The following is a 26,585-nucleotide window of genomic DNA, read 5'->3' as shown; positions in this document are numbered from 1 at the left end:
TATTGGGCTATCCATTATTAGCGCCGGAAATTAAGGGATCAGTAAACTGGACCCCGTGGTCTGGCGGCTTTCTAATATCTCATGGGCCCGGTGGGCATCCCGCAGCGGGAATTGCTGTTTTTGAGCCACATCAACATTAATCGCACCGCTGGTAATCAGCGAAAACAGCTCCTGACTGGCACTTTCCAGCTCTTGTCGATTGGTCACATACATATTGAGTGACGGGCGGGTTACATACAGCGCGCCTTTTTGGTTCAGTATAGCAAGGTCAACCCCTGTTACCGGGCCGGAGGCATTACCGAAGCTGACCAGCAAACCTCGGCGCTTAAGGCTGTTGAGTGAGTCCAGCCAGGTACTTTTCCCAACCGAGTCATATACGACGCCAACTTTTTCGCCATCAGTCAGCTCAGCCACCCGTTCGGCTATACTTTCGGTACGATAGTTAATCGTCGCCCAGGCACCTGCGGCTTTGGCTAATTCTGCTTTTTCATCCGAGCCAACACTGCCAATTAGTTTCGCGCCCAGTGCTTTTGCCCATTGGCAGGCAATGAGGCCGACCCCGCCGGCTGCGGCGTGGAATAAAAATAGTTCGCCGGGTTTGATTTCATGGGTCTGACGCAATAAATATTGCACTGTCAGCCCCTTGAGGAATGACGCCGCCGCTTGTTCGAAAGAGATCTGCTCAGGGAGCAAGGCAATCCTCTCCGCTGCGACATTGTGCACTTCACTGTAAGCGCCGAGGGCTGACTGAGCGTAGACCACCCGATCCCCCACTTTTAGGGTGTGAACCGATGAACCCACCTTCACGACAACACCCGCCGCTTCCGTCCCCAGGCCGCTCGGAAAATGGGGTGGCGGATAAAGCCCGCTACGGATATAGGTATCAATATAGTTAATGCCGATCGCTCTGTTCTCTACCTGAACTTCATCAGCCGTGGGATCTGTTGGTGTGAAATCAAGGTATTGCAACACTTCAGGTCCGCCAGTGGTGGTAAATTGAATATGCTTTGCCATATTAGTTCCTCAGTGTAGATCTGTTTTCACCCTACAGGGTTCTGCGTGGGTAGCCAAGATCTGGCTAAGACCGATAAGTGATAGGTCATTCATCATTCGCCCTCAGTGCTTGAGATAGCGGCATTCACTTAGCAAATCACGGCTTGATATCTGACCGATTTATCATTCATTTACCGCCTACCTGCAACTCCAATTGCTTTGGGTATATACTAGGTCGCTATATTTTCTATTCGTCATTTTTCTATTCGCAACAAAGGTAAAGAACACTCTTCATGGCTGCCAAAAAACCAACTAACAATATGACAGAGCCACGAGACCGCCAGATGGAAGGGCTGAAGCTCCCGCCTCATTCGCTGGAGGCAGAGCAGTCCGTGTTGGGCGGTTTGATGCTGGATAACGAGCGCTGGGATAATGTGTCAGAACGCGTCGCCAGTAATGACTTTTTCAGCCGCCCACATCGCCGAATCTTTACTGAAATGCAGCGGTTGCTGGAAAACAGCAAACCGATCGACCTGATCACCTTGTCTGAGTCACTGGAGCAAAAGGGCGATTTAGATTCGGTCGGCGGTTTCGCCTATCTGGCCGAGTTATCCAAAAATACGCCAAGTGCGGCGAATATCGGTGCTTATGCTGATATCGTGCGCGAACGTGCCGTCGTCCGTGAGATGATCTCCGTGGCCAATGAGATTGCAGATGCCGGTTACGATCCTCAAGGGCGTAGCAGTGAAGATTTATTGGATTTGGCCGAGTCCAAAGTTTTCCAGATTGCCGAAAGTCGGGCCAGCAAAGATGAAGGGCCGAAAAGTGTCGATCAGATCCTCGAAGCCACAGTGGCGCGTATTGAGCAGCTCTATCAGCGCCCCCATGATGGTGTCACCGGTGTCTCAACCGGTTTTACCGATTTAGATAAAAAGACCGCCGGCTTGCAGAAGTCAGATTTGATTATTGTTGCAGCGCGTCCATCAATGGGTAAAACCACTTTTGCGATGAACCTATGCGAAAACGCCGCGATGATGCAGGAAAAACCGGTATTGATCTTCAGTTTGGAGATGCCCGGCGACCAGATCATGATGCGTATGTTGGCCTCACTGTCACATGTCGATCAGACCCGCATCCGTACCGGCCAGCTCGATGATGAGGATTGGGCGCGTATCTCCAGCACCATGGGGATATTGATGGAAAAGCGCAATATGTACATTGATGACTCCTCTGGCCTGACGCCCACTGAAGTGCGCTCCCGCGCCCGGCGTATCTTCCGCGAGCATGGCGGTTTAAGTCTGATCATGATCGACTATCTGCAATTGATGCGAGTGCCGTCGCTGTCGGATAACCGTACTTTGGAAATAGCCGAAATCTCACGCTCCCTGAAAGCCTTAGCCAAAGAGCTGCAAGTGCCGGTGGTGGCGCTGTCGCAGCTTAACCGTAGTTTGGAGCAGCGCGCCGATAAGCGGCCAGTTAACTCCGACTTACGTGAGTCCGGATCCATTGAGCAGGATGCTGACTTAATCATGTTTATCTACCGTGATGAGGTTTATCACGAGAACAGTGATGAGAAAGGGATCGCACAAATTATTTTGGGTAAGCAGCGTAACGGCCCGATCGGCTCTGTTCGACTGAAGTTTAATGGTCAATGGTCGCGTTTCGATAACTATGCTGGCCCGCAATACGACGACGAATAATATCCCCTTTGTCATTGAAACTGCAGGGTTGTTAGCCATGCTCACTCACCCGAATCACTTACTTGTGTAAGCTCATCGGGATTTGTTCGCTTGCTGCCTACCTGCAACTCCAATGACTTTGGGCATAACCTCTATTAAGGATAAGAAATGAAAGCGGCAACCGCAGTAATTGACCGCCGCGCTCTGCGACATAACCTGCAACAGGTTCGGCGCATGGCGCCGCAAAGCCGCCTGATTGCTGTTGTGAAAGCAAACGCTTATGGCCACGGGTTATTAGAAACAGCACATACCTTGCAGGATGCCGATTGCTACGGCGTCGCGCGGATTGGTGAAGCCCTGATGCTGCGTTCCGGTGGAATTGTAAAACCGATTTTGCTGCTGGAAGGATTCTTTGCCGCAGAGGACCTGCCGATTCTGGTGGCGAACCGCATTGAAACGGCGATCCACAGCATTGAGCAACTGGAAGCGCTGGAAGCCGCCGATCTTCCCGCCCCGATCAATGTTTGGATGAAACTGGATACCGGGATGCACCGTCTGGGGGTTCGCCCTGAACACGCGCCAGCTCTTTATCAGCGCTTAAGTACATGCCGGAATGTCATTCAGCCAGTCAATATCATGAGCCACTTCAGTCGTGCAGATGAGCCACAAGTGGAGACCACTCGTCAGCAACTTAGCTGTTTTGATGCCTTTGCTGCCGATAAGCCCGGTAAGCAATCTATCGCGGCATCCGGCGGTATCTTGCTGTGGCCAGAAGCGCACCGTGACTGGGTTCGCCCTGGGATCATTCTGTATGGTGTTTCGCCGTTGGATGAGCCATACGCCAGCCATTTTAATTTATTGCCAGCCATGGCATTGAAATCCAGCCTGATTGCGGTGCGCGAACATAAAGCGGGTGAGCCAGTGGGTTATGGTGGCACTTGGATCAGTGAGCGAGATACGCGCTTGGGTGTAGTGGCAATTGGTTACGGCGACGGTTATCCGCGCAGCGCCCCATCCGGTACGCCAATGTGGGTCAATGGCCGCGAAGTTTGCATTGTCGGGCGAGTTTCTATGGATATGATTTCGGTCGATCTCGGGCCAGATGCCCACGATAAAGTCGGCGATGAAGTGTTGCTATGGGGGGCCGAATTGCCCGTCGAGCGGATCGCGGCCTGCACCGGTATCAGCGCCTATGAATTGATCACTAAGCTGACCTCCCGCGTAGCGATGGAATATCTGGGTGAATAAGGTAAGCTGCATTGCAGGGTAAGATAACTATTATTGATACAGGAGAGCAGCGCCGTGTTCCAAAATGTTGACGCCTATGCAGGTGACCCAATCCTTTCACTGATGGAAAGTTTTAAAGCCGACGACCGAGCAGATAAAGTCAATTTGAGCATCGGGCTTTATTACAACGAACAGGGTGAAATCCCGCAGATGCAGGCGGTGGACATTGCTGAAGCTCAGTTGAGTGCTCAGCCACACGGAACACCGGTTTATTTGCCGATGGAAGGTTTGCAATCCTACCGCACCGCGATCCAGCAGTTACTTTTTGGTCGCGATCATCCAATGCTGGCTCAGCAACGCGTCGCGACGATCCAAACCGTGGGCGGTTCTGGCGCGCTGAAAGTGGGTGCTGATTTCCTGCATCACTATTTCCCTGATTCACAGGTGTGGGTCAGTGATCCCACTTGGGAAAACCATGTCGCAATTTTCGGTGGCGCAGGTTTTAAGGTGAATACCTATCCCTACTTTGATGATGAGAAACTGGGTGTAAAATTCGAGCAGATGCTGGCAACATTGCAGCAATTACCCGCCAGAAGTATCGTGTTGCTGCATCCGTGCTGCCATAACCCGACGGGTTCTGATCTGACCAATGCGCAGTGGGATCAGGTCATTGAAGTGGCCAAAGCGCGGGATCTTATCCCGTTCCTCGATATCGCCTACCAAGGTTTTGGGGCTGGGCTAAATGAAGATGCCTACGCCATTCGCGCGATGGCGGCAGCAGAATTGCCCTGTCTGGTGAGCAACTCCTTCTCCAAAATTTTCTCCCTGTATAACGAGCGGGTCGGTGGCCTGTCGGTGGTGTGCGAAAGTGAAGAGGCGGCGGGTCGCGTGTTGGGGCAACTGAAAGCCACGGTGCGCCGTAACTACTCCAGCCCACCAAATTTTGGCGCGCAAGTGGTTTCGAAAGTGCTGCATGACACTGAATTGCGGGCGAAATGGCAGGCCGAAGTGGAACAGATGCGCCTGCGGATTATTGAAATGCGCAGCACATTGGTACAGGCCTTAAAAGCTGCGCTACCTCATCGCAATTTTGACTATTTGCTGCAACAGCGCGGTATGTTCAGCTACACCGGTTTTAGCGAGGCACAGGTCGATCGCCTACGCGAAGAGTTTGGCGTGTATCTGATTGCCAGCGGCAGGATGTGCATGGCGGGCGTTAATCACAGTAATGTTCAGCGGGTTGCTGCTGCTTTTGCTGCCGTACAGTAATTGAGCTATCAAGGCGCACTCATTGCGCCTGAGGTTGATGACAAACCTATTTTGTCACTCCGAAACTGGCGGGGCGACTGCACCGATGGGCGCTCCGACGGCTCACGCCGTTACGACCCATTCGGCACATTTCCCCGCTGATCAACTTTGTCAGCAGTCTGAGGCGCACTCATTGCGCCTTTTTTGTTTTATTTTTTCTGCCAACTTTCCGCCACTTATCCTCATCCCCGGTCAATTTAGCCTCAAGTTAATGGCTGTGGATCGATTAAAGAATATACTAATAATGTGGCTAGCATCGGCCAAGTGATCATTCATCGGTCACAGTAAACTTTTAGTGATAGGTGCAAGCTGGCACTTCAGCATATTGCTGTATCGATAGATTGAGTGTTCTTATGGAATAAATAACTGATGAGGCTTTTTCGCGAGACGGTATAGGCCCATCACAGGAGATAACCCAATGAATAATTCAGCATTATTGGAATACTGTATGTCCAAGCCGGGCGCTGAGCAGAGTGATCATGAGGTGTGGCAGGTCAATCAGATTAAAGTCGGAGACGTGATGTTTGCCATGGTGGGAGAGACAAAGGGGCGACCCTCTATTTCATTGAAAACCAGCCCAGAATTGGCGGAGAGCTTACGGGAGCAACATCCGGAGATCGTGCCGAGTGAACGCTTGAATAAAGCGCACTGGAACACAGTGTTTCTGGATGGTGAACTACCTAATTCACAGTTTTATTCATTAATCGATCGCTCTTATCAGCTGGTGTTGCAGGGTTTGCCGGAGCAGCGGCGTCAGGCGTTGATCATATAATGACCAAAAAATAGCCTCTAGAGCAACGACTGATTGCCCCAGAGGCGAGTATAGTTTGAGGTGCTACTTACGTTGCAGCAATGGCTTCAAGAAGCGGGCGGTATGTGATGCGGCGCACTCTGCGACAGTTTCTGGTGTGCCGGAGACTAAAATCTCGCCGCCGCCACTGCCACCTTCTGGCCCCAAATCGACAATCCAGTCCGCGGTTTTTATCACATCCAGATTATGCTCAATCACCACAATGGTATTGCCCTGATCCCGCAATTGATGCAACACCGCCAGCAACTGCTGAATATCAGCAAAATGCAGGCCGGTGGTCGGTTCGTCCAGAATATATAGCGTCTGGCCGGTGCCGCGTTTCGATAGCTCTCGCGACAGTTTGACTCGCTGCGCTTCGCCGCCAGATAAAGTGGTCGCTGATTGCCCCAGACAAATATAGGACAGGCCAACATCCATCAAGGTTTGCAGCTTACGGGCCAGTGCTGGCACGGCATCAAAGAACTCACGCGCCTCTTCGATGGTCATCGCCAACACTTCGTGAATGCTCTTGCCTTTGTACTTAACTTCCAGCGTTTCACGGTTATAGCGCTTACCTTTACACTGGTCGCAAGGGACGTAGATATCCGGCAGGAAGTGCATTTCGACCTTAATCACCCCATCACCCTGACAGGCTTCGCAACGACCGCCTTTGACGTTAAAGCTGAAGCGGCCCGGAGTATAACCGCGAGTGCGTGATTCAGGCACGCCCGCGAACAGTTCCCGGATTGGCGTAAAGATGCCGGTATAGGTGGCAGGGTTAGAACGTGGTGTGCGGCCAATGGGGCTTTGGTCAATATCGATAACTTTGTCGAAATGCTCCAGCCCTTGAATCTCGCGGTATGGCGCGGGTTCGTTGGTGGTGGCGCCGTTCAACTGGCTTTGGGCGATGGAGTATAAAGTATCATTGATCAGTGTCGATTTACCGGAACCAGAAACACCAGTAATGCAGCTAAATAGCCCGACAGGCAGTGTCAGCGTGACATCTTTCAGGTTGTTGCCGCTGGCCCCAATCAGTTTTAACACTTTGCTCGGATCTCCGGCGACCCGTTGCGCTGGAATAGCAATTTCCCGCTTGCCGCTGAGGAACTGGCCGGTCAATGAATTTGGCGCAGCCATAATGTCATCTACGGTGCCTTCTGCCACCACTTCGCCGCCATGCACACCGGCACCGGGGCCGATATCAATCACATGGTCTGCGGCGCGGATCGCATCTTCATCATGCTCCACCACAATCACGGTATTACCCAGATTGCGCAGGTGAATCAATGTTTCCAGCAAACGTTCATTATCACGTTGGTGCAAGCCAATGGAGGGTTCATCCAGCACATACATTACGCCAACCAATCCCGCACCAATCTGGCTGGCTAAGCGGATACGCTGTGCCTCGCCACCGGACAGGGTTTCAGCCGAGCGCGACAATGAGAGATAATTCAATCCGACGTTAACCAGGAACTTCAGTCGGTCACCAATCTCTTTCAGTATTTTCTCAGCAATCTGCGCCCGCTGACCACTTAGTTTCATATTTTGGAAGAAGGTCAGCGCGTGACCAATACTCAGTTCTGAAATCTCTGGCAAGGTGGTGTTTTGGACAAAAACATAACGCGCTTCTCGCCGCAGACGTGTGCCGCTACACGAGGCACAGGAGCGATTGCTGATAAATTTCGCCAACTCTTCGCGCACCGCACTGGATTCCGTCTCTTTATAGCGGCGTTCCATATTGTGCAGCACCCCTTCGAAGGGGTGGCGGCGAACGGTGGTATCACCACGGTCGTTTATGTATTTGAACTCAATGGTATCTTTGCCGGAACCATACAACACCGCTTTTTGTATTGCGGTATCCAGCGAGTTAAATGGCGCTTCGATATCAAACTTATAGTGATCCGCCAGTGAACGTAGCATCTGGAAGTAATAGAAGTTGCGGCGATCCCAGCCACGGATAGCGCCACCCGCCAGAGACAACTCAGGATTTTGTAGCACGCGGTCGGGATCAAAGAACTGTTGCACGCCAAGACCATCACAGGTTGGGCAGGCACCGGCCGGATTATTAAAGGAGAACAGGCGCGGCTCCAGCTCACTCATGCTATAGCCACAAATCGGGCAGGCAAAGTTGGCGGAGAATAGCAACTCTTCGGCGTGGGGATCGTCCATATCCGCCACCACGGCAGTGCCGCCGGATAACTCCAGTGCGGTTTCAAATGACTCGGCCAGGCGCTGCGCCAGATCTTCACGCACTTTAAAGCGATCGACTACCACTTCAATGGTGTGTTTCTTTTGCAGCTCTAATTTTGGTGGATCAGAGAGATCACAAACTTCACCGTCGATCCGCGCCCGGATATAGCCCTGCATCGCCAGATTTTCCAGCGTTTTGGTATGTTCGCCTTTGCGATCTTTTACCACGGGGGCCAGTAGCATCAGGCGGCGGCCTTCCGGCTGGCTGATGACGTTATCCACCATCTGACTGACGGTTTGGGCTGCCAGCGGTACATCGTGATCAGGGCAGCGCGGTTCACCGACACGGGCGAACAGTAAGCGCAGATAATCATGGATCTCTGTGATGGTTCCCACGGTGGAACGTGGGTTATGGGAGGTCGATTTTTGCTCAATGGAGATCGCCGGTGAAAGACCTTCAATATGGTCGACATCCGGTTTTTCCATCAGCGATAGAAATTGGCGCGCATAGGCAGAGAGAGACTCAACATAACGGCGCTGCCCCTCGGCATACAGGGTATCAAAAGCCAGTGAGGACTTGCCTGAACCCGATAGACCGGTGACAACAATCAGTTTGTCGCGCGGGATAATCAGGTTGATATTCTTAAGATTATGGGTGCGAGCGCCCCGAACTTCGATATTATCCATTCAAACATTTCCCGGATTTGCTGAGCCTCTCACTGTGCCTTTTTCGCGCCCGTTTGCCATGAAAACACACTTTAGAAAAAGCAAAAATGTGCGCCTCGCAACGCCAAAAAAAGGACACAGCCAGTACGAAACGGATAATTATGACACAAAAAAACCTGAATGGATATCCAGTATCCGAGTGCAATTAAGAGAGATTACGCGAGAAATCTGTAATGCATTACGCACTTATGATCAGTTGTGCCCTTTGGTAGTTAGCGTGTTAAACTTACTCGTTTATACTGTACAAAATTTACTTCATCAGGAGAGTTAACATGGCCAGCAGAGGCGTAAACAAAGTGATTTTGGTCGGGAATTTGGGCCAAGACCCGGAAGTCCGCTACATGCCTAACGGCGGCGCTGTTGCCAATATCACCCTGGCCACTTCCGAAAGCTGGCGTGATAAAGCAACCGGCGAGCAGAAAGAGAAGACGGAGTGGCACCGTGTGGTGTTGTTCGGCAAACTGGCTGAAGTAGCGGGTGAATACCTGCGTAAAGGCTCTCAGGTCTACATCGAAGGCGCACTGCAAACCCGTAAGTGGACAGATCAGGCTGGTGTTGAGAAATACACCACTGAAGTTGTGGTTAACGTTGGCGGTACTATGCAAATGCTGGGTGGCCGTCAAGGCGGCGGTGCTCCGGCAGGTGGTGGTGCACCACAAGATGGCGGCGCGCAAGGCGGTTGGGGTCAACCTCAACAGCCACAAGGTGGCAAGCAGTTCAGCGGCGGTCAGACTTCACGCCCTGCTCAGTCTGCCCCCGCAGCACAACCGCAAGGCGGCAATGAGCCACCAATGGATTTCGACGACGATATCCCATTCTGATCCCTGTCGTCTAAAAACAGAGAAATCAAACCCAGTGTAATAGCTGGGTTTTTTGTACTGACCAGTCAAGGCATCGCCGCTATTTTGTCACATTGTCGATGAAGACCGGTCAGGATACTTTCTGCTAAGTCAGCAAGAACAGCTCCTAACCCAACAAGTTCAGCCTGTTTTCGCCAATGATGCCGCTGTATCTGGTTAATGAAATAGTAATTTTTACTCCCTCTCACCGCCATCGCTAACTTAATTTTTGGGGCCGCAATTTGATTACGGCCCGAGCCGATAATCGGATGGGTTGATAGCACATCATAAAGTGGTGTGAGGTGGTATAAGGAAGACACCACTGATGATCGTGAAACAAAAGTGCGGTTTTTTCTTGTGCCCCTGCGATAGATAATCTGAGATCTTCATCGTGTTCAGGGCGCACAAATGCATTGTCAGACCATGAGTTTCGTAGGATACGCGCTACATCACTCTCTGTTAGTGGCCGTTGTTGGATAGAGAACAGATCGGCGGGGGGATCATTGGCGAGTAATTGTATTGCCCCGACACAATCTCTTCCTAGTTCAAACAGTAGATCGAAAGGATTGATGCTCCGCGTGATATTTGGTTGCCAGGCGTCGCCGGATGTCATCGCTGTCGGGTAATAAGTTATCAAAATAGTCTCGTACAATATCGCCTTTATAGGGCTGATTATTGGCCGTAAAAGGCAATGATAATGACAACGGGCGGCCTTGTTCGTTTGCTAGCCATTCCTGAGCATAAATCAGTAATTCTTCACCTCGTTTTTTTCCCAATAGCCAACTTGCTGGCCGTTCATCCAGATATTGAGCCGTTGAGTTCGACGAGTCATATCACCAATCCTCTTGTTTTGACGGTAAATTTATCGCCTGACTTTTTTCTGACTGGTGAGTTTTACTGGGATGCGAGCTGGCGTTTCTTTTCTCACCAAGGATCAGTTCGACATCTAAAAGATGCAATATTTTAAAAAGCCGTCCAACACTGGCCGATGCAGGATTAGCCTCAAGCTTTGCATAGGACTGTTGGGTGATGCCTAACAGTTGTGCCAGGCTGGCCTGAGTCAGCCCTTTATTCTTTCGAAAGCCAATTAACGTAGGGCGCAATTGACTCAAAATTTTAATAGGATAGTCCATCAAGACCTCCGCAGGGAATGGTGTGCAATAGCATAATACAGCATATAAACTGTAATTTTACAATACAACTAATAAGCTGTAAAAGGAAAATACATACTATAAGTTGTCAACAGGCAATACATCTTTTAGGTTGTTATTGTGAATTACAATTTAAAGGCTGTTTTTATGATGATACCAGAATAAATAGCGTTATCTGGCACTCGACTATACTCACTCCTTTAGTGTCGTCACTTTCTTGGTCGCTTACATATGGAGCTTGGTTATGGTTATTGTCCACCATCTGAATAATTCACGTTCACAGCGTATTTTGTGGATGCTAGAAGAGCTGCAAGTCCCCTATGAGTTGAAGCGCTACCAGCGCGATCCGGGCAGCTTGCTGGCACCCCCTGAACTAAAAAAAATCCATCCGCTGGGTAAATCACCGGTAATCACTGATGGCGATCTGACGCTAGCTGAGTCAGGTGCAATCATCGAATATTTGCAGGAAGCCTATGATGCGCAGGGGCTGTTTAAGCCGACGGGTCATTATGACCGCCAGCAGTTTCGCTACTGGATGCATTATGCGGAAGGTTCATTGATGCCGCTGCTGGTGATGAAGCTTATCTTCAGCCGACTGGGCGGGCCGCCAGTGCCGTGGATTATTCGCCCGGTCGCCAAGGCGTTGGGCAATGGGGTACAGAAAAATTATCTGAATAAGCAAATTGCCACGCACCGCGATTATCTGGAGCAGCATCTCACCCAACATCAATGGTTTGCGGGCAGCGATTTCAGTGCGGCAGATATCCAAATGAGCTTCCCTATTGAGGCCATCAACAGCCGTGGTGGCCTTGCGGGTTGCCCGAAACTGCAAGATTTCTTAGTGCGGATTCATCAACGCCCCGCCTATAAGCAGGCGATTGATAAGGGGGGTGCCTACAAATTGGAGAGCTGATCTCCGGCGATTAAGTATCAAAGGTCACTCAAGGTAAATGGGTGTGAGGCCGCTCACACTTTCGTTTGCCCTCGATTTGATGCTTACGGACAAATTAATGTTAAAAAATGCATTAAATGTCGCTATCTGGTGTTGATTAGTCACTGCTATTGGCTAGATAATCGTTTGCCTTAAATGACATCTGCCCTAAATCTCGATTTTTTTTCAGTCATGCGTACTTCCAGCTAATCGTTTGCTATTTCCTCCGCCATTTCGGTGTGAGGGGAGTTGACGAGTTAATCGGCAGCGACGGAAACGATTACGTATGGAAAAGGCGCCTGGCTCGCTGACGACTTTAAAATGACACACACAGGGGACATAACCATGTCTAGCACCAATCCTCAAGCGAACACGGCAGCAAAGCCAAAAAGTTCGCTTGATGCATTTTTCAAAATTAGTGAACGTGGCAGTAATGTACGCCAGGAAGTGCTGGCCGGTCTGACGACCTTTTTGGCTATGGTCTATTCGGTCATTGTGGTGCCGAGCATGTTGGGCAAAGCAGGCTTCCCGCCAACAGCGGTGTTTGTCGCAACTTGTTTAGTCGCGGGCTTGGGTTCTTTGTTGATGGGTTTATGGGCGAATTTGCCGATGGCGATTGGTTGCGCCATCTCATTGACCGCGTTTACCGCATTCAGTTTGGTATTGGGCCAACATATCAGTATCCCTGTGGCATTGGGCGCAGTATTCCTGATGGGGGTGCTGTTTACCATCATCTCTGTTACCGGGATCCGCTCGTGGATATTGCGTAACTTGCCGATGGGCGTGGCGCATGGCACCGGTATCGGTATCGGCCTGTTCCTGCTGCTGATTGCGGCGAATGGTGTCGGCCTGGTTATCAAAAACCCAATTGAAGGTTTGCCAGTGGCGCTGGGCGCATTTACCTCTTTCCCGGTGATTATGACGTTATTGGGTCTGGCGGTGATTTTTGGTTTAGAAAAACTGCGGGTGCCAGGTGGTATTCTGCTGGTGATTATCGGCATCTCAATTATTGGCCTGATTTTTGACCCCAGTGTGACCTACCAAGGGCTGTTCGCCATGCCTAGCCTGGCTGATGCCAACGGCGACTCTTTGATTTTCAGCCTCGATATTATGGGGGCGCTGAAACCTGTGGTGCTGCCAAGCGTGCTGGCGTTGGTCATGACTGCGGTGTTTGATGCCACGGGCACCATCCGTGCGGTGGCGGGTCAGGCTAACTTGCTGGACAAAGATGGCCAAATTATCAGTGGCGGCAAAGCGCTGACCTCTGACTCCGTCAGCAGCATCTTTGCTGGTTTAGTAGGCGCGGCCCCTGCTGCGGTCTACATCGAGTCTGCTGCGGGTACGGCGGCAGGTGGCAAAACCGGTATGACCGCCACGGTGGTCGGTGTGCTGTTCCTGTTCATGCTGTTCCTTTCGCCGCTCTCCTATTTGGTTCCGGCTTACGCTACGGCACCGGCCCTGATGTACGTGGGCTTACTGATGCTGAGCAACGTGTCTAAACTGGATTTCGACGACTTTGTTGATGCGATGTCCGGCTTGCTTTGCGCAGTATTTATCGTGCTGACCTGTAATATCGTGACCGGCATTATGCTGGGCTTCAGTTCACTGGTGATTGGCCGAATCTGTTCCGGCGAATGGCGTAAACTGAACATCGGCACCGTGATTATTGCGGTTGCGCTGGTGGCATTCTATGCCGGCGGTTGGGCGATTTAACTCCACAACTATTGGGGACGCCCTGTCCCCAATATTACCACCACGGCAATCTCCCCATTTTTTGTGTTTTCCTGCTCTCTGTGACAGGTTTTTTCCCCATTTAATAAAAAAGTGATCTACTATCAAAAGCTGCGTGTTGGCCCTGTTGACGGGCGAGTACTATCAGTTTTTGTATCATACCCCGCAATTTTCAATCTATTGGGTATAGGTAGTGTTGAGTTGAGTTGAGTCTAAGGAAAGCATGGAAATCTTTTTTACAATCCTCATTCTGATTCTGGTGGTATCGCTCTCCGGCGTTGTCACCCGAATGTTGCCGTTTCAAATCCCCCTCCCACTGATGCAGATTGTCTGTGGCGCCCTGTTAGCCTGGCCCCACTTTGGTTTGCATGTCGATTTTGACCCAGAATTATTCCTGGTGCTGTTTATTCCGCCACTGCTATTTGCTGATGGTTGGAAAACCCCGACGCGGGAGTTTATCCATCATGGGCGGGAGATCTTGGGTCTGGCACTGGCCTTAGTGCTGGTCACGGTGGTGGGTATCGGCTACCTGATTTACTGGATGGTGCCGGGTATCCCGCTGGTGGCGGCCTTTGCGCTGGCGGCGGTATTGTCGCCAACCGATGCCGTGGCGTTGTCCGGTATCGTGGGGAAAGGGCGCATTCCGAAATCGATTATGGGCGTATTAGAAGGGGAGGCGTTGATGAATGACGCCTCCGGTCTGGTGGCGCTGAAGTTTGCTATCGCGGTGGCGATGGGCACCATGGTATTTACCGTCTCCGGTGCCACGTTAGAGTTTCTGAAAGTGGCCATCGGCGGCTTGTTGGCTGGTGTAGCAGTCACCTGGCTATACAGTAAATCGCTGCGCCTGATGAGCCGCTGGAGTGGTGATGATCCGGCGACACAAATCGTGTTACTGCTGTTGTTGCCTTTCGCCTCCTATCTGATTGCCGAGCATATTGGTGTCTCCGGTATCCTGGCGGCAGTGGCGGCGGGCATGACTATCAGCCAGTCTGGCGTGATTCGTAATGCCCCGCTGACGATGCGGTTACGTGCTGATAGCGTCTGGTCGATGCTGGAATTCGTGTTCAACGGCATGGTGTTTATCCTGTTGGGGCTGCAATTACCGGGGATTCTGGAAACCTCGATTGTGCAGGCGGAGCTGGACCCGACCATTCAAACCTGGAATCTGTTTGCTGACGTTGCCATCATTTACGGCGCACTGCTGGTGTTGCGCTTTAGCTGGCTGTGGTCGATGAAAAGAATCAGTAAGCGCTTACTGAAGAGACGGCCACTGGAGTTTAGCAACTACACCACTCGCGAGCTGTGGGTGGCGTCGTTCGCCGGAGTCCGTGGGGCGATTACCCTCGCCGGTGTGCTGTCGATTCCGTTATTCCTTGGCGATGGCTCAGCTTTCCCATCCCGCTACCAATTGGTGTTTATCGCCACTGGTGTCATCCTGCTGTCGGTCATTGTCGGGGTCATTGCTCTGCCGCCATTACTGCGCGGTGTGGTCATGGCAGATAAAAACGCCAGCCGTGAAGAGATTCGCCTGGCACGGGCGGCGGCGGCAGAAGTGGCGATTGTCAGCCTAAATAAGATGGAAGAGCGGCTGGCGGCCAGCAGTGAGGAGAATATCGATCCAGAGCTGCTCAAAGAGGTCAGTTCACGGGTCATCGGCACTTTGCGACGGCGCACGGGCAGCAAGGATGAAGTCGAGAGCACCTTATTGATCGAAAATCTGGAGCGACGCTTCCGCTTAACCGCGCTGCGGGCCGAGCGTGGTGAACTGTATCATCTGCGCGCTACCCAGAAAATCAGCAATGAAACTCTGCAAAAACTGCTGCACGATTTAGATCTGCTGGAAGCGCTGCTGATCGAAAAAGAGAGTTAGTTCCCCTCATCCGGCTGCTGTCTGGCGGCCGGCTGTTCCTGCGGCTATCAGTGCGTAGTGGGTTGGCAAAAGGCGCGGGGCTGGGGGCCTCTTCCCATGGCGCGGGTACTGCGAAAGCCTATGAGATCGGGCCGCAGGAGGGCGTAGTCTCTAGTTTGGTGATGATGTTAGTCGGCATTATTACGGTGATTGATGCCCACTTATCGGCCATTTATTGTGGTAATAGTAGTTATTTAGGTAATAGTATTTATGGTGGCAATAGCATTTATTGAGGTAAATAGCGCCCTGACAATGGTTGCTGACGTGATAAATAGTTAACTTAATCGACATTGGACTTTTTCGGCATAAATAGAAATGAGCCAGTGTGTTTAAAAAAACTTTGCGGAATATAATTATTAATGTTTTTTGCATCGCAATATTCGATAATCTGCTGCTTACTGGAGACGCCAGCTTTCCGATAAATACTCTGGATAATATTACAGACGGTTCTGGTTGATAGATACAGCCTATTGGCGATCTCCGTACTTGGATAGGCGTGTAAAAGGTAAAATAGCACCTCCCACTCTCTGTTGGAAAATAGAGTCGAGGGGGGCGTAAAGACAAGTGAGGTAGGTATTTGTATTTTGCTTAAATGGCTTAATGCCATATTGTCCACTGTTCGACCATGGAATATCGTTCCTACCGATACTCCATCTTCATCGATTATGGGGCATTTATCAAAAAACCAAGGTTGCATATAGGCATTGCCTTCAAATGCATGTATTTCAAGTGATGTTAATCGATCCTTTAATAATTCCACCTTACGGTCATGCGCTTGAAACTCAGTTTGAAACTCGGAGGTTGATGCTGGCAGTTCGCCATCTAATCGTCCTTCCACAGAAAAACCATCAGGTAATGCCAGTAATTGATGATATTTTTTATTTGCATAAATAAACTGTGACTTATTATCTTTCACCCCCCAAGGTTCTGAACTCTGTGCCCAAAATCGTATTAGGACGTTAAGTGTTTGTGATATATCTTCTTTCATCGAGTTTCACTCTTGCTAATTTTATTAATTAACAGCTTAATATTTGTCGATGTTGTGTTATTTATAGGGGTGTGAAGTCATTAAATAACGATTACCTTCTATCGGCAAGGTTATTATTTACTTATTTTTGATGGCTAAGTAAAAGTTATAATATCACTGGTTTTAACAGTAGTTGTTTTATGAAAGATAATGTTACCGATATTTAGATTATATAATTTATTAAGTTCAATGGATTACTTGATTATTGCGCAGTAGCCGGATGAAAAAAGGGTGAGGAGACCTCACCCATAAATATTCAATGAAAACACCCAACGTAATGAATTTAGTGGATAACTTGTGCCAGAAACGCCTGTGTGCGCTCTGATTTCGGATGAGAGAAAAACTCCGCTGGCGGTGCTTGCTCCACGATTTCACCACGATCCATAAAAATAACCCGATCGGCGACGGTGCGGGCAAAGCCCATTTCGTGGGTCACACACAGCATGGTCATGCCCTCGTGCGCCAGACTTATCATGGTATCCAGCACCTCTTTGACCATTTCTGGGTCCAGTGCCGAGGTGGGTTCATCGAACAGCATGATTTTGGGTTTCATGCACAAAGAGCGAGCTATCGCCACGCGCTGCTGCTGCCCGCCGGAGAGCTGACCGGGGAACTTATGGGCGTGCTCGGCAATCCGCACCCGCTCCAGATAGTGCATCGCCAGTTCATCCGCCTCTTGCTTCGGCATTTTGCGCACCCAGCTTGGGGCCAGTGTGCAGTTCTGCATCACGGTTAAGTGCGGGAACAGATTGAAGTGCTGAAACACCATGCCGACCTCGGTGCGCACTCGCTCGATATTACGCAAATCATCATTCAGCTCAATGCCATCCACCATGATTTTGCCCTGCTGATGCTCTTCCAGATGGTTGATGCAGCGGATAGTGGTGGATTTGCCGGAGCCGGAAGGGCCGCACAGCACAATGCGTTCGCCGGGGCGCACATGCAAATTGATATCTTTCAATACGTGGAACTGCCCGTACCACTTATTGACGTTTTCCAGCGTAATCATCATCTTATCGTCGAGAATTGGCTGATTGTCGCTCATGTTATGCCTCAATGTGTGGAACGTCCGGTGTGAAAGCGCTTTTCCAGATGCTGGCTGTAGCGCGACATGCTGAAACAGAAAATCCAGTAAACCGTGGCGGCAAAGACATAGCCTTCGGTTGACATCCCCAGCCAGGCGGGATCGACAGTGGCTTGTTGCACGCTGCTGAAGAGATCAAATAGACCAATGATGATCACCAAACTGGTATCTTTAAACAGGGCGATAATGGTGTTCACCAGCCCAGGGATGACCATTTTCAGGGCTTGTGGCAAGATAACCAGCCCTTGGGTTTTCCAGTAGCCCAGCCCCAGTGATTCTGCGGCTTCGGTCTGCCCTTTGGGGAGAGCTTGTAGCCCGCCGCGCACCACTTCCGCCACATAGGCTGACTGGAACAGCACCACCCCTACCAGGGCGCGGATCAGCTTATCGATGCTGGTGCCTTCGGTCATAAACAGCGGTAACATGACCGAGGACATAAATAGCACGGTAATTAACGGCACCCCGCGCCAGAACTCGATAAACACCACTGACAAAATGCGCACTACCGGCATACTCGAGCGGCGGGCCAGCGCCAGTAAAATACCCAACGGCAGTGCGCCAGCAATACCGACGGCGGCAATGATTAGCGTCAGCGTCAGGCCGCCCCACTGACGGGTTTCCACGCGGGATAGCCCCAGAAAGCCGCCATATAACATCACCCAGACCAGCAGTGGGTAGGCCACTATCCAGACCGCCAGATAGCGGCCACGACGTGGCATCGCGCGCCAGAACAGTGGGAGTAGCGTGAGTAATCCGATGATTAGCGTGGTATTAATGCGCCAGCGCTGCTCAATGGGGTAGAGGCCATACATAAACTGGCCAAAGCGCGCATGAATAAATACCCAGCAGGCACCTTCGCGAGTGCAATCGGTGCGTGATGTACCTAGCCAGTTGGCGTTAAAAATCGTCCAATTCAGCAGCGGCGGAATCAACTGCCACATCAGCCACAGACAGAGCAAGGTCAGCAGACTATTGCTCCAACTGGAAAAGAGATTCTTTCTGGCCCAAAAGACCATTCGGCTCAACGGGTTACCCGGCCGCACAGTGCTGGGTGGTTCGCGGGTTAATGTCATCGTCATTCGCTCCCCTTAGCGCTCTACCAGCGCAATACGCCGATTGTAGAGATTCATTAAAAATGAAATTGATAGGCTGATAACCAAGTAGACCGACATGGTGATGGCGATGGTCTCTATCGCCTGACCGGTTTGGTTCAGCACAGTACCGGCGAACAGCGACACCATATCGGGGTAGCCGATGGCCGCAGCCAGTGAGGAGTTTTTGACGATATTCAGATATTGGCTGGTTAGTGGTGGAATGATGACCCGCAGCGCCTGCGGCAAAATAACCTGACGCAAGGTGACGGTATTGGGCAACGCCAGTGATCGCGCGGCTTCATGCTGGCCATAGGGCACAGACTGAATGCCAGAGCGAATCACTTCCGCAATAAAGGTTGAGGTATAAACCGACAGCGCCAGTGTTAGGGCCGCCAGCTCAGGGATGAGCACCAAGCCGCCTTTAAAGTTAAAACCGCGTAGTTCGGGGATATCCCAGTGCAGCGCCGGGCCAAACATTAAGTGAGCCAATGTGGGCAGGGCAATCAGCAGCAACAGCCCCAGCGGCCAGGTGCGGTGGAATTGGCCGGTATGGCGCTGGCGGAAATGGTTATAGCGATAGAGGGCGATGATGGCGGCAACCGCCAATAGCACGGCGACCAGCGCAGGGATAAAACCGGCCGCAAATTCCGGTGACGGCAAATATAAGCCACGATTACTCAGAAATGCGACACCGAAGGCATCCATACTCTGCCGTGGCCCCGGTAGATTGCGTAACACCGCGAAATACCAGAAGAAAATTTGCAGCAGCGGCGGGATATTGCGGAAGGTTTCGATGTAGACAGTCGACAGTTTACGTAATAGCCAGTTGTCAGACAGACGCGCCAGCCCGATAAAGAAGCCCAGTATCGACGCAAAGAAGATGCACAATACTGAAACCAGCAAGGTGTTGAATAGCCCGACCAAGAACACGCGACCATAGGTATCGCCCTGCTCATAGTCGATAAGGTGCTGCACAATGCCAAAACCAGCACTGTTGTTCAGGAAGGCAAAGCCGGAGGTGATGCCCCGGGTTGATAGGTTGGTAATGGTGTTATGAATCAGGTACGCACCGCATCCGATCAGTATCAATAGCGCAATAATTTGATACAGCCAGGCGCGCACCGCTGGATTGGTCAGCGAAAAGGCACCTTTGACGGTTGGGCGTTGTGACATAGTGTGGGCCTCGGTCTGGGTCATACATCCGGCAGGGCGAACCTGCCGGAGAGATCAACAACTGCATCTGTCATCAGCGAATCGGTGGCGCGTACTGGAGGCCACCACTGTTCCACAGCGCATTTTGCCCACGTTTGATTTTCAGCTCACTGCCCATACCGACATTGCGATCAAAGCTTTCGCCGTAGTTACCCACTTGTTTGACGATTTTAACCACCCAATCGTTAGGCACTTTCAGATCTTTGCCGTAATTGCCTTCCTGACCTAACAGGTGGGCCATATCCGGTGTAGTCGGTTTCGCCGCCAGTGCTTCGACGTTTTTCGAGGTCACCCCCATCTCTTCCGCATTCAGCATGGCAAACAGTGTCCAGCGGACGATGGCGAACCAATCTTCGTCACCACGGCGCACAACTGGCCCCAGCGGCTCTTTCGAGATAACTTCTGGCAAGACGATAAATTCGTCTGGTTTACCTAACTTGATACGCAGCGCATAGAGTTGGGATTGGTCAGAGGCCAGTGTGTCGCAACGACCTGAGTCCAGCGCTTTGGCGCTCTCATCGGAGCGGTCGAAGGTGACTGGTGTGTATTGCATTTTGTTGGCTTTAAAGTAGTCAGCGACATTCAACTCCGTATCCGTGCCGGCCTGAATACAGACCGTGGCCCCATCTAGCTCTTTGGCGCTTTTCAGCCCCGCTTTATTGTGGGTCAGGAAGCCGATACCGTCGTAATAGTTCACGCCGGTAAATAACATCCCCATACCGGCATCTCGAGAGGAAGTCCAGGTGGTGTTACGGGACAAAATATCCACTTCGCCGGATTGCAGGGCGGTAAAACGCTCTTTTGCGGTCAGCGGGGTATATTTGACTTTTTCTGCATCACCGAAGATGGCGGCAGCCACACCACGGCAGACATCAACATCAAGACCGGAGAATTTGCCGCTGGCATCGGCGTAAGAGAAGCCGGGCAAGCCATCACTGATACCACACTGCACAAAACCTTTTTTCTTCACCGCATCCAAAGTAGTACCCGCGTGGGCCTGACCCGCTAATGCCACTAATGAGGCGGCAGCCACCAGCGTTGAAATGATAGTTTTTTTCATGAAAGCGTCCTGTGAGGCAAAGTCGAACCTATTTTAATTTTGTGGCGCACCGGTGATGCACCGTCGCTGTCTGTTGGCATGTAGCCAGTTTGGTATTAGCAAATGGGATGCCAGAGTTGCATTTCATTGCTTAGAGAGCGAATGACTGGGGCTTACCTCTTTGTAGGTAATTTCTGACGAGGCAGGATGCACTTAAAGGGCGCATTTATCGGCAGCTTGATGCTTTTTAGTGCAGGGGGGGTGAAAGAAATGGGTACAGTTATGCAAAGGGAGCTGTCGTCGGGTTCAGGCAGTAAAAAACCCGCATTTGGCGCGGGTTAGATTCTGTTGGATGCTTTATAGATTGAATGCATTCAATACAGTGATGGTTCCCCGCTAGGGCGGGTTTTAAAGCGGCGATGCAACCACAGATATTGCTCTGGCGCGCGCAAGATCTCTTGTTCAATCACCTTATTCATATAGCTGGCGGCGGCAATCTCATCGTCGATGGGGTAATCCTCCAGCGCTGGCTGTATCAGCAACTCATAGCCACGGCCATCTGGTTTGCGCAGTAAAACCAGCGGCAGCAGTGCCGGTTTTGCCAAACGAGCCAGCATAAAGGTGCCGCTGGTGGTCGCGGCTTGATCGACGGCGAACAGCGGTGCAAACACGCTACCACGCGGGCCGTAATCTTGATCCGGTGCAAACCATACCGCTTCACCTCTCTTCAATGCCTGCACCATGCCACGGAGATCTTTGCGGTCGAGCATGGCTTTATTGGAGCGCATCCGGCCCCAGGTTTGTACCAGCTCCATCACTTTATTGTTGTGTGGGCGGTACATCGCCATCATCGGCTGACACTGCCCCATCACGCGGCCACCCAGCTCCAGCGACATAAAGTGTACGCCAATCACCAACACGCCACGGTTGCCCTCTTGCGCTTTTTTCAGGTTATCCAGGCCGGAGACGGTAAACCAGCGCTTAATGCGGGCATCGGGCCAAAACCAGGCCATACCGGTCTCCATTAGCCCCATACCCAAGGATTCAAAATTGCCCACAATGGTGCGCTCAAGGGTTGGCTGATCCATATCTGGGAAGCAGAGTTCCAGATTACGTCGTGCGATGGAAACCCGCCGCTTGAGGAAACGCATTGAGGTGCGCCCTAGCCAAAGCCCCAGCTTGTTGAGCACCGGGTAGGGCAGTTGGACTAACAGAAACAGCAAACCAAGGCCAAACCAGGTGAGCCAATAGCGCGGGTGAAGCAGGGAAATATGAAATTTCTGCGGTTTTATCATGGGAACTCTATCGTGATGCGTTAAGTGCGAGTGTGTAACGCATAAGGATATAACTCAATAGCGGTACATATCGTCAGACACTGGAGCCAATTATTTTTTTCGAAAAGAGGACAATTGACGCAATCTTTACATTAAAAGCGGGGATCGCGTCGTGAATGGTCATAAAGGCAGGCTATCGGTTAGCGAGTGTAGCTTTCAGGTAATTATATCATATTCGCGATAAATGAAAGAAAAAGATCAATGTAGGAGGTATGGGGTGAGTTATCTCGATATAAACTGCGCCCGTGCTACCGCTATGAGTAGAAAACGAGGCCCTGAAAGGGGAGTTGTATTCACACATTGTGCGCGAAATGGGATCTTTATCTCAGTTCCGAACAATGGTGGTTTTAGCCGCCGAGAATAGGTGGTTATTGGCGTGCTACATCATGCTCGGGAAAATCATTTTGCTCTCAATTGGTTAATTATTTGTTAATTAATGGTGTTATATCTCTCTTTTTTTGATCGCTTTTGTTCTTCCTATTATTTTATTAACTAATATTTAACCAAATAACTCAGTATATTTTACCTTTTTGGGCTTGCATCACAGTTCACTCTGCCTCATCGCGCAGCCTCTTGTGTTCTTTTGTTAATCTTCTGTGTGTGAAAAGCAGTCACATGAAAATAAAACACTCACTTTGCAACACCACTGACTCTTCACCCTGCAACCAACCCGTTATCTGAAAGAAAACAAGAAGGTATTGCTATGAAATTTAATCTCGCATTACTGAATGCATGTGTTGTTTCTGCATGCATGCTGTTCACCACGCAAACGATGGCAGAGAAAAAACCTGAAATTGCCGTCGTGGCAAAAGTTACCGGTATTCCATGGTTTACGCGCATGGAAGTGGGCGTCAATGAAGCCGCGAAAAAGTTAGATGTGAATGCTTACCAAGTGGGGCCAGCGACGCCCGATCCAGCACAACAAGTTAAAGTTATTGAAGATCTGATCGCCAAAAATGTGGATGCCATCATTGTGGTGCCGAACGATGCCAAAGTGCTGGAGCCGGTACTGAAAAAAGCCCAAGAGAAGGGCATTGTGGTGCTGACCCATGAATCACCGGATCAGCGCATTGGGCAGTGGGATGTTGAAACCATCGACAGCGAAAAATATGCGCAGGCCAATATGGATGAACTGGCAAAAGCCATGGGCGGCAAAGGGGGCTATGCCATTTATGTCGGCTCGCTGACCGTGCCACTGCATAACGCCTGGGCAGATTACGCCATCAAATATCAGAAAGAAAAATACCCTGAGATGTTCGAAGTCACCCCACGTCTGCCAGTGGCGGAGAATATTGATAAATCGTACTCCACCACGCTGGATCTGATGAAAACCTATCCGCAAATGAAAGGGATTATTGGCTTTGGTTCTCTGGGGCCGATTGGTGCCGGTCAAGCGGTTGCCAAGAAACGGGCTAAGGATCAGATAGCGGTTGTCGGTATTGCGATGCCAGCACAGGCGGCGCCTTACTTGATGCGCGGTGATATCAAAAAAGCCCTGCTGTGGGACCCGAAAGATGCCGGTTTTGCGGTGGTACAGATTGCTGATCAACTGCTGAAAGGGCAGAAAGTGACGCCGGATTTGACCATCGACGGTTTGGGTAAAGCGGATGTTGATAGCGAAAAAGGGGTGATCCGTTTTAATAAAATTCTTGAAGTCACCAAAGACAATGCGAAAACTTTAGGTTTCTGATTTTCAGACGCCACATCAGGGAATAACCAGTGAACTCGCTGGGTTCAGTAGTAAAACAGGCAGTGGGAAAGCAGCCTCACTGCCCTCTCCACCCCCACTGAATGGCTGCAAAATAGCGCCATGCCTATGGCGTTAGGGAAGGTATTGTCATGACTCAGGCCAACGCATTTATCACGCTTGAAAATATCAGTAAGCGATTCCCCGGCGTGCTGGCGCTGGATCAGGTGAATCTCACACTGAACAAAGGGGAAGTGCACTGCCTGGCAGGCCAGAATGGCTGCGGCAAGAGCACCATTATCAAAGTGATTTCAGGGGTTTATCAGCCAGAGAAAGGCGCAAGCATCCTGATCGACGGCAAGCTGTTCCATCAGCTTACGCCGCAACTCTCACTCTTCTATGGCGTACAGGTTATCTACCAAGACTTGTCGCTGTTCCCCAATTTAACCGTCTCAGAAAACATTGCCGTCCACCGCTATCTGCCCGGCGGCGACTTCTGGGTGAAACGTAAAAGCATGCGCGATCGGGCGCTGGCCGCCATGCAGCGCGTGGGTGTCACCCTCGATCCCGATAAAAAGGTGGAGCAACTCTCCATTGCTGACCGCCAGTTAGTGGCTATCTGCCGCGCGATTGCCGCAGATGCCCGCTTAGTGATTATGGATGAGCCAACCGCTTCGCTGACCAGCCAGGAAGTGAAAGGTTTGCTGAACGTGGTGCGCGACCTGAAATCGCAAGGCATCTGCGTGGTGTTCGTCAGCCACCGTTTGGATGAAGTGATGGAAGTCGCCGACAGGATCAGCGTGATGCGCGATGGCCAACTGATTGGCACCTGGCCTGCCAGCGAATTAGATAGCCATGAGTTGGCGTTCCGCATGACTGGCCAGCGCTTTACTTACAGCCAATTGCCGCCGTTGGCCGCCAGAGCAGCACCGCTACTGGAGGTTAGAAAACTGAGCCGTGGCGAGCAGTTCCGCAATATCGATTTGACCCTGCATGAGGGCGAGATTGTCTCGATCACCGGTTTACTGGGGGCGGGCCGTACTGAGCTGTGTCTGAGCCTGTTTGGCATGACCCAGCCTTCAAGTGGCGAAATACGTGTCGCTGGTGAGGCGGTACGTTTTCGCCATAATCGTGACGCGATCCGCCAGGGGATCGGCTATGTCTCCGAAGATCGCCTGACGCAAGGTTTGATCATGGAGCAGTCGATCTATGACAACACAATTGTGTCGATTTTCGATCAATTGCATACCCGCAGTGGCTTGCTGGATCACCCCAAAGCTGCCGCGCTGGTAAAACAGCTGGTGCGGGATCTGAATATCAAAGTTTCCGATACTGCGCTGCCAGTCAAAACCCTGTCCGGCGGTAATGCGCAGCGGATCGCCATTGCCAAATGGGTGGCGACACAGCCGCGTATTTTGATTCTCGACTCACCGACGGTGGGGGTTGATATCGCCAATAAAGAGGGGATTTACCACATTGCCAAGGCACTGGCGGCGCAGGGTATGGCGGTATTAATGATTTGTGACGAGATTCCAGAGGCGTACTACAACAGCCATCGGGTGTTGGTGATGCGCAAAGGTGAACTGGTAGCCGAGTTTTATCCGCATCAGTGCACCGAACAACAGATCGCCGAGGTGGTCAATGGATAAGCTAAAACTGCGGCAGCTCACGGGCCGCCATGAGTTCTATCTGGGTCTGCTGGTGCTGTTACTGGCAATCGGACTGAGTGTGAAAAGCCCTGAATTCCTGACGTTGGGCAACTTAACCGATGTTGCCACCAGCTATGCCATTTTGGGTATTTTAGCCTGCGGTCTGTTTGTGGTGCTAATTGCTGGTGGTATTGATATCTCTTTCCCTGCGGTCACGGCGATTGCGCAATATGTGATGGCCTCGTGGGTGATTACCCATGGCGGCAGCTTCGCGCTGGCATTCATCTTGGCTATGGCAGTCGGTTTGGTTCTGGGGATGATTAATGGGTTGCTGGTTTATTGGCTAAAAGTCCCGGCGATTATTATCACCATTGCCACGCTGAATCTGTTCTACGGCTTACTGGTTTATATCACCAACGGCACCTGGTTGTACGGCTTCCCTGACTGGTTTATGACCGGGATTAACTGGTTTTCGTTTACTGGCAGTGATGGCTACGACTATGGCCTGACACTCCCGCTATTTTGTCTGGCCGCCACCACTATTTTCACTGGCGTATTGATGAATTACACCCGCATTGGGCGGCAGATCTTCGCCATGGGCAGCAACAAAGATGCCGCCTCCCGTCTGGGGATTAACATTCTGCGGCTACATCTGTATGTCTATGGCTACATGGGCATATTGGCAGGTGTCGCGGCGGTGGTTCAGGCGCAGATATCCCAATCGGTTGCACCTAACTCATTGATGGGATTCGAGTTAACTGTGCTGGCGGCTGTGGTGCTGGGGGGCACCAGTATGAGTGGTGGTCGGGGAACACTGACCGGTACTGTGCTGGGCGTGATGCTGCTGGCATTTTTGCAAAACGGCCTGACGCTACTGAGTGTCTCTTCTTACTGGCATACGGTTTTCAGCGGCGTGATCATTTTGGTGAGCATTAGTACCACCGCATGGAATGAAAAACGCAAGTTGTTGAGGGAGCAGTGA

20 protein-coding genes and 2 pseudogenes are annotated in these 26,585 nt (G+C 51.1%); 12 read left to right on the top strand and 10 right to left on the bottom strand.

The features are described 5' to 3' along the window. Window positions 1-30 precede the first annotated feature (30 nt). Window positions 31-1,014 (bottom strand): quinone oxidoreductase, encoded by a 984-nt coding sequence (locus HRK25_RS04460; protein WP_005271251.1) that lies wholly within the window; start codon window positions 1,012-1,014, stop codon window positions 31-33. Window positions 1,015-1,286: 272 nt separating this feature from the next. Here HRK25_RS04460 and dnaB point away from each other — a divergent pair, with 272 nt between their 5' ends. From dnaB to HRK25_RS04440, 4 genes are all read left to right on the top strand, one after another. Next, window positions 1,287-2,693: a replicative DNA helicase gene (dnaB, locus tag HRK25_RS04455; protein ID WP_005191462.1), complete on the top strand. Its 1,407-nt coding sequence runs from the start codon at window positions 1,287-1,289 to the stop codon at window positions 2,691-2,693. A gap of 147 nt (window positions 2,694-2,840) precedes the next feature. After that, window positions 2,841-3,920 (top strand): alanine racemase, encoded by a 1,080-nt coding sequence (alr, locus tag HRK25_RS04450; protein WP_005271253.1) that lies wholly within the window; start codon window positions 2,841-2,843, stop codon window positions 3,918-3,920. 54 nt (window positions 3,921-3,974) lie between these two features. After that, window positions 3,975-5,168 (top strand): amino acid aminotransferase, encoded by a 1,194-nt coding sequence (locus tag HRK25_RS04445; RefSeq protein WP_005271256.1) that lies wholly within the window; start codon window positions 3,975-3,977, stop codon window positions 5,166-5,168. Window positions 5,169-5,625: 457 nt separating this feature from the next. Continuing rightward, the gene (locus HRK25_RS04440; protein WP_032896596.1) at window positions 5,626-5,979 is read left to right on the top strand and encodes an MmcQ/YjbR family DNA-binding protein; all 354 of its coding nucleotides are present in this window, start codon (window positions 5,626-5,628) and stop codon (window positions 5,977-5,979) included. Window positions 5,980-6,042: 63 nt separating this feature from the next. Here HRK25_RS04440 and uvrA read toward each other — a convergent pair whose 3' ends face one another. Then, window positions 6,043-8,874 carry an excinuclease ABC subunit UvrA gene (gene uvrA, locus HRK25_RS04435; RefSeq protein ID WP_005271262.1) on the bottom strand — a complete coding sequence of 944 codons (2,832 nt, stop codon included), beginning with the start codon at window positions 8,872-8,874 and terminating at the stop codon, window positions 6,043-6,045. Between the two features lie 311 nt (window positions 8,875-9,185). Here uvrA and HRK25_RS04430 point away from each other — a divergent pair, with 311 nt between their 5' ends. Then, window positions 9,186-9,734, top strand: coding sequence for a single-stranded DNA-binding protein (locus HRK25_RS04430; protein ID WP_032896598.1), 549 nt, complete (start codon window positions 9,186-9,188; stop codon window positions 9,732-9,734). A 65-nt stretch (window positions 9,735-9,799) separates the two neighbouring features. On the opposite strand, the pseudogene HRK25_RS04425 reads toward HRK25_RS04430, so the two are convergent. Together HRK25_RS04425 and HRK25_RS04420 are read right to left on the bottom strand one after the other, a co-directional pair. Continuing rightward, window positions 9,800-10,584, bottom strand: a pseudogene (locus HRK25_RS04425) (HipA N-terminal domain-containing protein). Between the two features lies 1 nt (window position 10,585). After that, window positions 10,586-10,885 (bottom strand): helix-turn-helix transcriptional regulator, encoded by a 300-nt coding sequence (locus HRK25_RS04420; RefSeq protein WP_005271275.1) that lies wholly within the window; start codon window positions 10,883-10,885, stop codon window positions 10,586-10,588. 262 nt (window positions 10,886-11,147) lie between these two features. Here HRK25_RS04420 and HRK25_RS04415 point away from each other — a divergent pair, with 262 nt between their 5' ends. From HRK25_RS04415 to HRK25_RS04400, 4 genes and pseudogenes are all read left to right on the top strand, one after another. Beyond that, a complete protein-coding gene (locus HRK25_RS04415) occupies window positions 11,148-11,816 on the top strand; it encodes a glutathione S-transferase family protein (RefSeq protein ID WP_005271278.1) in 669 nt (222 codons plus the stop codon). A 363-nt stretch (window positions 11,817-12,179) separates the two neighbouring features. After that, window positions 12,180-13,547, top strand: a complete 1,368-nt coding sequence (locus HRK25_RS04410) for an NCS2 family permease (protein WP_005271282.1) — start codon at window positions 12,180-12,182, stop codon at window positions 13,545-13,547. Window positions 13,548-13,788: 241 nt separating this feature from the next. Then, window positions 13,789-15,438, top strand: a complete 1,650-nt coding sequence (locus tag HRK25_RS04405; RefSeq protein ID WP_005271285.1) for a Na+/H+ antiporter — start codon at window positions 13,789-13,791, stop codon at window positions 15,436-15,438. Window positions 15,439-15,461: 23 nt separating this feature from the next. Continuing rightward, window positions 15,462-15,661: pseudogene (locus tag HRK25_RS04400) on the top strand (LrgB family protein); the annotation flags it as partial. A gap of 96 nt (window positions 15,662-15,757) precedes the next feature. Here the strand turns inward: HRK25_RS04400 and HRK25_RS04395 are convergent. The 6 genes from HRK25_RS04395 to lpxP form a co-directional block, all read right to left on the bottom strand. Next, window positions 15,758-16,465, bottom strand: a complete 708-nt coding sequence (locus HRK25_RS04395; protein ID WP_005271291.1) for a helix-turn-helix transcriptional regulator — start codon at window positions 16,463-16,465, stop codon at window positions 15,758-15,760. A gap of 322 nt (window positions 16,466-16,787) precedes the next feature. Continuing rightward, window positions 16,788-17,549 (bottom strand): amino acid ABC transporter ATP-binding protein, encoded by a 762-nt coding sequence (locus tag HRK25_RS04390; RefSeq protein WP_005271294.1) that lies wholly within the window; start codon window positions 17,547-17,549, stop codon window positions 16,788-16,790. 8 nt (window positions 17,550-17,557) lie between these two features. Then, window positions 17,558-18,661, bottom strand: a complete 1,104-nt coding sequence (locus HRK25_RS04385; RefSeq protein WP_032896657.1) for an amino acid ABC transporter permease — start codon at window positions 18,659-18,661, stop codon at window positions 17,558-17,560. Between the two features lie 15 nt (window positions 18,662-18,676). Further along, window positions 18,677-19,855 carry an amino acid ABC transporter permease gene (locus tag HRK25_RS04380; protein WP_032896659.1) on the bottom strand — a complete coding sequence of 393 codons (1,179 nt, stop codon included), beginning with the start codon at window positions 19,853-19,855 and terminating at the stop codon, window positions 18,677-18,679. A 73-nt stretch (window positions 19,856-19,928) separates the two neighbouring features. Beyond that, complete coding sequence (locus HRK25_RS04375; RefSeq protein WP_005271300.1) at window positions 19,929-20,954, bottom strand: amino acid ABC transporter substrate-binding protein; 1,026 nt, start codon at window positions 20,952-20,954, stop codon at window positions 19,929-19,931. 353 nt (window positions 20,955-21,307) lie between these two features. Then, window positions 21,308-22,228, bottom strand: a complete 921-nt coding sequence (gene lpxP, locus HRK25_RS04370; RefSeq protein ID WP_005271302.1) for a kdo(2)-lipid IV(A) palmitoleoyltransferase — start codon at window positions 22,226-22,228, stop codon at window positions 21,308-21,310. Between the two features lie 742 nt (window positions 22,229-22,970). Between lpxP and HRK25_RS04365 the strand changes: the two genes are divergently transcribed. From HRK25_RS04365 to HRK25_RS04355, 3 genes are all read left to right on the top strand, one after another. Further along, on the top strand, window positions 22,971-23,957 hold the full coding sequence (locus HRK25_RS04365) for an autoinducer 2 ABC transporter substrate-binding protein (RefSeq protein ID WP_032896602.1): 987 nt from the start codon (window positions 22,971-22,973) through the stop codon (window positions 23,955-23,957). 149 nt (window positions 23,958-24,106) lie between these two features. Beyond that, window positions 24,107-25,603, top strand: coding sequence for a sugar ABC transporter ATP-binding protein (locus HRK25_RS04360; RefSeq protein WP_005271308.1), 1,497 nt, complete (start codon window positions 24,107-24,109; stop codon window positions 25,601-25,603). Further along, a complete protein-coding gene (locus HRK25_RS04355; protein ID WP_032896604.1) occupies window positions 25,596-26,585 on the top strand; it encodes an ABC transporter permease in 990 nt (329 codons plus the stop codon). The genes HRK25_RS04360 and HRK25_RS04355 overlap by 8 nt, the downstream gene beginning before the upstream one ends.

It is taken from the genome of Yersinia bercovieri ATCC 43970, assembly GCF_013282745.1.
Lineage (GTDB): Bacteria > Pseudomonadota > Gammaproteobacteria > Enterobacterales > Enterobacteriaceae > Yersinia > Yersinia bercovieri.
Note: the sequence above shows the minus strand (reverse complement) of the source record. Positions and strands in the feature narration are given on the sequence as shown.